Annotated in this window: 4 protein-coding genes; 3 read left to right on the top strand and 1 reads right to left on the bottom strand. The window is 30.9% G+C overall.

Annotated features, from left to right (window positions below; genetic code table 11):
- Window positions 1–48: 48 nt before the first annotated feature.
- Complete coding sequence (locus tag ABF633_RS16890) at window positions 49–1,038, bottom strand: LacI family DNA-binding transcriptional regulator (RefSeq protein ID WP_415525163.1); 990 nt, start codon at window positions 1,036–1,038, stop codon at window positions 49–51.
- A gap of 475 nt (window positions 1,039–1,513) precedes the next feature.
- On the opposite strand from ABF633_RS16890, the gene ABF633_RS16885 reads away from it, so the two are divergent.
- The 3 genes from ABF633_RS16885 to glmS all read left to right on the top strand — a co-directional run bounded on the left by ABF633_RS16885 (window position 1,514) and on the right by glmS (window position 6,850).
- Complete coding sequence (locus ABF633_RS16885; protein ID WP_415525161.1) at window positions 1,514–2,770, top strand: MFS transporter; 1,257 nt, start codon at window positions 1,514–1,516, stop codon at window positions 2,768–2,770.
- A 201-nt stretch (window positions 2,771–2,971) separates the two neighbouring features.
- Window positions 2,972–4,342, top strand: coding sequence for a phosphoglucosamine mutase (glmM, locus tag ABF633_RS16880; RefSeq protein ID WP_415525159.1), 1,371 nt, complete (start codon window positions 2,972–2,974; stop codon window positions 4,340–4,342).
- Between the two features lie 681 nt (window positions 4,343–5,023).
- Window positions 5,024–6,850 (top strand): glutamine--fructose-6-phosphate transaminase (isomerizing), encoded by a 1,827-nt coding sequence (gene glmS, locus ABF633_RS16875; RefSeq protein WP_415525157.1) that lies wholly within the window; start codon window positions 5,024–5,026, stop codon window positions 6,848–6,850.
- Window positions 6,851–6,865: the final 15 nt, after the last annotated feature.

Raw genomic sequence — 6,865 nt, 5'->3', positions numbered from 1 at the left:
GAATCACTTTCACAGAGTGCGTGGGAGACTTACGCCAAGTTAGTCAGGTTAAATTTTTCTTACAGAATCTCGCTTAACTAGAGATGTGTATATTGCAATATTTTCTTGAGGTTTGCAGGGATTGTTGATTTTCTTTAACAATAAATCTACAACAACTTCACAGGAATATTCAATATTTAAATCCACGGTAGTTAAAGAGGGTATGGATAGTGATGAAATTTGTGTATTTCCTGTACCTATAATAGATACATCTTCTGGTACATTGATTTTAATGTCATGAAAAATTTTTATAAGTTCTAATGAAATAAAATCACTTCCACATATTATTGAAGTAGGTCTATTTTTTTTATTGAATAATTTAATAATTTCATCCTTATAATTATCTTTCATATTTATAAAAAATTCATTTTTGACATCGATATTATAATCTTCTAAGCAGGTAGTTATTCCCATAAGCATTTCTTTATTTCTGAATTTACTCATATCTCCCAGGTAGCCTATATTTTTGTGATTATTATCTATTAGATATTTACATTGCTTGTAGGCACTGTTATTAAAGTTAAACCAGACGCTGTCATAATCATAGGATGGGGAGTAGCCTGTATAAAAGACTAAATTTTTAATTTTATTACTGATAAAATCAGCATATTGTAGGCTAAATCTTCCAAGTAAAATTACACCGTCGTAATATGTACCTTTAGATAATTTATAAGGAAGATACATATTATTCTGTTTATCTTTATCAACAAATTCTAAGTCGTATTGTGCATCATTTTGTTGAAGTATTTTTTCTATGCCCTGGATTCTAGTGCTAAAATTACTATTATCATCAATTAAAGCTCTTTGATGAAGAACTAATACGTTTATACTGGATGCTTTTTTACATTTTTTATATTTAAGTTCTTCGGCTTTTTCCAATACTTTATTTCTTAATTTATCACTTACTCCTGTCTGACCTGAGAGCGCTCTGCTTACTGACATACTGGATATTCCAAGGCTATCAGCAATATGTGAAATAGTAATTTTATTTTCCTTCAAAAGTAGTACCTCCTAAATTTATATCAATGAACCTTATTTATAAATATATTATAACTGTTCTAAATATGTATTACAACGCAAAAAAATACATTTATAACGTTGTGTATTATCTGTTTGTAACGTTTTAAGATTATCTATATAATAAGAATAAGTATTGACATTAATAAATTACGTTAATATAATTAAAATAGTTATAAAAATTTTAATTAATTATAAATGCTATATTTATATAATATACGTTATAAAAATAATATATAACGTATATTATAAAGTAATGACTTTGAATTTATGTTTAAGATTTGGAAAAATTACTTAATATAAAAATTTAAATTAGTACAAGCTCACTTAATATATGAGAGGCTTAATATTCCATGTTAATTTATTTAGCATGAAATATTAAGCCTTGTTTATGATGTAGGGTAAAAAATAATTATTGCAGATAATAACTGAAAATGGATTATAGGAGGAAATTTAAGTGAATGTGTCATCAATGGGAGAATTGCTGGGCGAGAAGTTGCCAATGAAGAAGGTATACAATAGAATTATTAAAAGTTTCCCAGCTTTAAAGTATAAGTATTTTAGATATTTTTTAGCTGGACAATGTGTATCCCTTATGGGGACCTGGATGCAAAGGACAGCCCAACAGTGGGTATTTTACAGTATCACTAAGTCAGCATTTTTACTTGGAGTTTTAGGAGTTTTTCAATTTACACCAATGCTCCTATTTTCTCTTTTCGCAGGTGTTTTTGTTGATAGGTTTCCAAAGAAAAAGCTCTTGCTAATAACACAGTTTTTACAAATGATGCAGGCATTTATATTTGCCATATTAATATGGTCTGGTAATATAAAATATTGGCATGTTTTAATATTAGCAGGCATTTATGGTATTGTTCAAACTTTTGATATGCCAACAAGGCAAGCATTTTTTATAGAACTAGTGGGTAAAGATGATTTAATAAGTGCCATAGGTATGAATTCCACTGTTGTAAATATAGCGAGAATATTAGGACCAGCACTTTCTGGTATTATATTACTTAAATTAGGATCTGTTTTTTGTTTTCTTATTAATGGAGTTAGTTTTATAGCTGTTCTTATAAGTTTAATTAGCATTAAGTCTTATTATGCAAGTATAAGAAAGGCAAAATGCAATATTATAGAAGATATCACAAATGGCCTAAAATACATTAAGTCACAAAAAATAATATTTACTGCAGTAATGTTAATGCTTGTTGTTGGAACATTTGCATTTAACAATGAAGTAATTATACCCGTTTATGTAAAAGAAGTTTTGCATAAATCAGCTGGCGCCTATAGTACACTTTTAACCGCTTCGGGTGTAGGTGCTTTAATTGGATCCGTAAAATTTGCCTCAAATACAAGAAGAAAATCAAATATAATATTTATTAGTGCTTTAATTTTGTCAATGTGTTTAGTAATACAAGGTTTTGTTCATACATATTATATTTCAATATTCATATTAGCAATATATGGATTCTTTAATATAATATTTATGGCATCAGTTAATTCTACAATTCAAATAAATTCAAGTGATGAATATAGGGGAAGAGCAGTAAGTGTTTATAGCTTGGTGCTTGTTGGATCAACCCCAATTGGAAATTTATTTGCTGGAACAATAGGTGAGCATTTAGGAGCTAATGCCAGCTTTTTATTTTGTGGCCTGGTAACTTTAATACTAATGTTTTTTGTTGTTTTTAAATTAAAAAAAATTTAATATAGGTAATAAAAAAAGTATTTCTATTTACCAACATCTATCAGTAATAACAGTAACCTTGTGTTTGTTTCATGAATATTAATATGATATAATGCTAATCATGAATATTTTTATTTAAATAATTTTAAATGAAATTATTTAATGTATAATTTGATGTTTGTTTAAAACATGATTCATTGATAGAGCGAGGTAGAAAATATTATGAGTAGGATGTTTGGTACAGATGGTGTAAGAGGTATAGCTAATTGTGAATTAACACCAGAAATTGCATACAGTCTTGGAAGAGCTGGAGCATATGTATTATCAAAGGGATCACATAAACCTAGAATATTGGTGGGAACAGATACCAGGATATCTAAGGACATGCTGGAATCAGCAATTGTATCAGGAATACTTTCTGTAGGAGCAGAGGCAGTGTGTGTTGGGGTAATACCTACACCAGCTATAGCTTATCTTACAAGGAAATATAAGCTGGATGCCGGTGTTGTAATATCAGCTTCACATAATCCTGTAGAATATAATGGGATAAAGTTTTTTAATTCTCAAGGCTATAAACTTTCAGATGAACTAGAAGATAAAATACAGGGTGTAATTGAAAATAATTGCAAGGATATTCCTTCACCTTCAGGAGAAAATTTGGGAAGAAAAGTAATAGAAGATTCTGCTCTTGAAGATTATATGGAATTTGCAAAATCCACAATTAATTGCGATTTAAAGGGAATGAGAATAGCTTTAGATTGTGCTAATGGTGCAAGTTATAAGACATCGGTAAAAACCTTTAGAGATCTTGGTGCAGAAATCGTTGTAATAAATAATGATCCAGATGGTATAAATATAAACAAATGCTGTGGATCCACTCATCCTGAAGAACTTATGGAATATGTAGTGAAAAAGAAATGTGATTTAGGTCTTGCTTTTGATGGAGATGCAGACAGATGCCTTGCTGTAGATGAAAAAGGTAATCTCATAGATGGCGATTTTATAATGGCTATATGTGGTAAGCATTTCAAGGAAAATGGAAAGTTAAATGAAAATGTAGTTGTTGTAACTGTAATGAGTAATATGGGACTCTTTATTTCTCTTGATAAAGAAAATATAAATACAGTTAAAACAAAGGTGGGAGATAGATATGTTTTGGAAGAGATGCTAAAGCAAGGCTATAAGCTTGGTGGTGAACAATCAGGACATATAATATTTCTTGATTATAATACTACAGGAGATGGTTTAGTTACAGGACTTCAATTATCTGCTATAGTAAAAAACAGCAGCAATACTTTATCAGAACTTGCAAGTATGATGAAAAAGCTTCCTCAAGTACTGGCAAATGCTACTATACCAAATAATAAAAAGAACATATATAAAGAAGATGCAGAAATTGTAAATGAAATTAAAAAGATAGAAAAAAAGCTAGATGGCACAGGCAGAGTTTTAATAAGACCTTCTGGAACAGAGCCTTTAGTGAGGGTAATGCTTGAAGGAGAAAATCAAGCAGAACTTGATGAAATGGCACACTCTTTGGCAAAGCTTATAGAAGAAAAGGCAAATGCTGAAGCTGCTGTATTTGAAGGCTAAAAACTAAAACATTCATTGATAAATATTAGGATATAAACAGAGTTCTTTGCAACAGGTGGAGTTTTTATTCCATCTGTTGCTTAGAAATCGTTATCCAGGGACGTAGCCACTCTTTACTTCCACTTGAATAAGAGGGGAGTATTAGAGGGGGTAGTCATCGGATAAAAGGTCTTAATTAAGAAATGGATATGGAGTTTCTTAATTAAGACCTTTTTATTAAATTAAATTTAATATTTTGTGGACAAGTTGACTTATGGCATAGTTAAAAATATAATGTAGTATAGAGAATTTTAGGAGGTGAATGATAATATAATATAATAATAATGAATAAAAGCGCCAGAACTTAAATGAAACTAATAGGCAATATAAGGATGAAAAATAGGATTTTATAAATATGAATAAATTCTAACTGGTAAAATCCAAAATTTTTAGTTTAATTTAAGTTGACGAGGATGGGGAGTATCGATTTCTTCGGCGGGTGCCCCACGGTATCACACTACCGTAAACGGCTAATAAAACCATGAAGCGATTTTTGGGACAATATTAGTCTGGTGTTAAAACCTTTAGCTAGATATCTAAGAAATATTTATTTTTTATGATATCACCTACATGCTTAGTATTTTTTTGAATATTATACTAGGCTTAGAAAACTTTGCAAAAAAGAAAGGGAGAATTGATAATATGTGTGGAATAGTTGGTTATGCAGGTAAAAGACAGGCAGCACCTTTACTTGTAGAAGGGTTAAAAAAATTAGAATATAGGGGTTATGACTCAGCGGGAGTTGCACTAATTAATGCTGGTAAAATAGAAGTTACTAAAGTTAATGGAAGACTTGTTAAGCTTGAAGAAAAATTGAAAGCTAATCCAATAGAGGGCATAGTAGGTATAGGCCATACAAGATGGGCTACCCATGGAGCACCATCCTTTTTAAATTCACATCCCCATTTAAATGAAAAAGGAACTATTGCAGTTGTTCACAATGGAATAATAGAAAATTATATAGAGCTCAGAGAATGGCTTATAGAAAGAGGATATAAATTTGTATCAGATACAGATACAGAAGTAGTACCTCATTTAATAGACTTTTACTATGAAGGAGATATAGTAGATGCATCTATAAAGGCAGTAAAAAGGTTACAGGGGAGTTATGCACTAGGGATAGTTTCAATTTATGAACCGGACAAGGTTGTAGCAGTAAGAAAGGATAGTCCTCTTATAGTGGGTTTAAAGAAGGATGAAAACTTCATAGCTTCCGATATACCAGCAGTACTAAGTGAGACTAGAGACGTATACCTTTTGAATGATAATGAATTTGTAGTTTTAACTAAAGACGGTGTGGATATTATTACTGAAGACAAGGTAAAGGTTGAAAAAGAAGTATATCATGTGACTTGGAATGCTGATGCAGCTGAAAAGGCTGGCTTTGAACATTTCATGTTAAAGGAAATTCATGAGCAGCCAAAAGCTACAAAAAACACTATGACCTCAAGAATAATATCTGGTGAAAAAATAAAATTAGATAGTATTAATTTAACAAAAGAACAGATTGAGGATATTAACAAAGTTTATATTGTAGCTTGTGGAACAGCTTATCATGCAGGAATTGTAGGTAAATATGTAATAGAGAAATTGGCTAAAATACCTGTAGAGGTTGATATAGCATCAGAATTCCGATATAGAGATCCACTTGTAAATGAAAAGACGCTTATGATTGTAATAAGTCAATCAGGAGAAACAGCTGATACTTTAGCTGCTATGAGACTTGCAAAGGCAAAGGGTGCCAGAGTAATAGCTGTAACTAATGTAGTTGGCAGCACTATATCAAGAGAAGCAGATGATATTCTATATACTTGGGCAGGACCTGAAATTGCAGTTGCGTCTACAAAGGCCTATACAACTCAGCTAATAGCCATGTATATAATTGCGCTATATTTTGCACAAAATAAAAATACCTTAACAAGTGAAGAAATAGAGGCAATAAAAAAGGATATGCTGGAGCTTCCTGAAAGAGAAAAGGAAATTTTAGATCACAAAGAGGATATAGAAAAATTTGTTGATGAAAAATATAGTGAAAAAGATGTGTTTTATTTAGGAAGAGGACTTGACTATGCTGTAGCTATGGAAGGTTCCCTTAAATTAAAAGAAATATCTTATATTCACTCAGAAGCCTATGCTGGAGGAGAGCTTAAACATGGTCCTATAGCTTTAATAGAAGACGGAACTGTAGTAATAGCTCTTGCCACTCAGAAGGATTTATTTGAGAAAATGGTAAGTAATATTAAGGAAGTAAAGACAAGAGGAGCTTATATATTAGGTGTAGCAATAGAAGGTAATAAAAATATTGAAGATACTTGTGACCAAGTAATTTATCTTCCTAATGTAAGCTCAATATTAGCTCCAGTAGTGACAGTAATACCACTTCAGCTTATTGCCTACTATATATCAATCAAAAAAGGCTGTGACGTTGATCGTCCGAGGAATCTAGCCAAGTCAGTTACGGTTGAATAGGTGCTGGTATAAAAA

It is taken from the genome of Clostridium sp., assembly GCF_047718555.1.
Taxonomy (GTDB): domain Bacteria; phylum Bacillota; class Clostridia; order Clostridiales; family Clostridiaceae; genus Clostridium_I.
Note: the sequence above shows the minus strand (reverse complement) of the source record. Positions and strands in the feature narration are given on the sequence as shown.